Genomic DNA, 1,582 nt, shown 5'->3' on the forward strand with positions numbered 1-1,582 from the left:
GAAGCTGCTTTAAAAACCCGCCGAATGACGCCGCGGGCAGGCTGATCGAAGCGGCGGGATTAAAAGGCCACGCGATCGGCGGAGCGAAATTTAGCGAGCAGCACGCAAATTTCATCATAAATTTCGGCAGCGCGAGCTTTGAGGATGTGATTGCGCTCATAAATTTAGCGCAAAGCCGCGTTTTTGAGGAATTCGGTATCGAACTGGAAACCGAAGTCGTGGTGCTATAAAAAGGAATTCGTATATTTTGCCCCGACTAAACTTGCTCGGTTGTCTATTTCGTCTTTTTGCACTGGATTTTTTTATGCTTTGAAATTTTAAAATACCGATGAAATCGTCAAATTTAAAAGCGCTCGAATAGGGTGCGTCGGCGATACTAGCCGCTGTTTCATCGCTTAAAATAGTCGCTACAAAAATAGCCCGCAAAAGTAATCAATTTTATCCCGTTTATCTCGCCATGAAAAACAGTTGTTGAATTTTGCGCGCCAAACCGACGCGATCGTCTAAATCGGCGTTCCGTAACCGTCTAAGCGGGTAAGCAAATTTAGCTCAGATAGTAACCCGCTAAAGCCGCGACGATGGCGAGAGTAAGCGCGGCCGTTAATTTATATAGCCGCAAAGCTCCGGCGCAGCGACTTTTCATATCGCGGATTTTAGGTGGCTTGCTAGCTAAATTTAGCTCCGCAAGCGCCGCGTCAAATTTACCGCAATCAAGCCTCCCCTCCGCAAAATCTCTAAAAATCAGCGTATCAAAATGCAGCCTAACGTGCAGATAAAACAGAGCCGCAAAAGCCGTCAAAAAGCCCGCAATAACGGCAAAATGTGTAAAAATAGTAAGACAGACGGCTAGCTGAAGTAAATTTAACAAGAAAACCAGCCTATGCGTCGCCAAAAACCTAGCCGTAACCAGCGCCAAGGCTCTGTCGCCCGTCCTTTGGCGGCATTCGCGCTCCCCGCCTTGCGCCGCTTTTTTGCTTTGCTCCGCATTCGTCATTTTCTCTCCTCATTTTGGACGTTTGGCTAAATTCCAGTTTGTTTTCGCCGAGAAATTTACAATGCCGCTTGTTTCTAGCATTCAGATTTTTTAAATTTGATCCCTCAAACCGGACTTGATCAAATTTAGCCTGCGCCTATTTCGCGCGTAAATTTGCCGCTTTTTTACTTCGCTTTCAAATTTCGCTGGTGCGAACGGCTATCTGCTCTATCTGCTCACGCAGCGAGCTAGCGACTGCGATCTTTTCGCGACGAGATTTTAGTAAATTTAGCGCCTCGTCAAAGCCCAGTCCCGCGTAAATCACCAGCCAAGCAAGCAGCACCGACGCGCTCCTGCCGTAGCCCAGCGCGCAGCACACTAGCACTTTTTTATCGTTTTGCTCGGCGGCTCGTTCGTTTGGGGTCACGAAAGTTTGCCCTGCCTCGGCGATCTTGCTTTTGTTTGCCGAGCCGCACGCTAGCAAATTTACCCGCGAGCCCGCTTGCCTGTGAAATTTAAAATCTCGCCCGTGCGCGTAGCTCGCTTTGGCGCTAAAATTTGATCCTAGTTCCGCCGCCTTTTGCGGTAAATTTTCGCCGCCGCAAAGAG

General features: G+C 48.5%; 2 protein-coding genes and 1 pseudogene. 1 reads left to right on the forward strand and 2 read right to left on the reverse strand.

Annotated elements, in window-relative coordinates; genetic code table 11:
• Nucleotides 1-230: pseudogene (gene murB / locus Q0257_RS07040) on the forward strand (UDP-N-acetylmuramate dehydrogenase); the annotation flags it as partial.
• Between the two features lie 314 nt (nucleotides 231-544).
• On the opposite strand, the gene Q0257_RS07045 reads toward murB, so the two are convergent.
• Both Q0257_RS07045 and Q0257_RS07050 read right to left on the reverse strand, forming a co-directional pair.
• Nucleotides 545-994 (reverse strand): hypothetical protein, encoded by a 450-nt coding sequence (locus tag Q0257_RS07045; RefSeq protein WP_298023314.1) that lies wholly within the window; start codon nucleotides 992-994, stop codon nucleotides 545-547.
• 175 nt (nucleotides 995-1,169) lie between these two features.
• Nucleotides 1,170-1,582 (reverse strand): dual specificity protein phosphatase (locus Q0257_RS07050; protein ID WP_298023317.1); only part of this gene is annotated, 413 nt, incomplete at its 5' end.

It is taken from the genome of uncultured Campylobacter sp. (assembly GCF_938018035.1).
Lineage (GTDB): Bacteria > Campylobacterota > Campylobacteria > Campylobacterales > Campylobacteraceae > Campylobacter_B.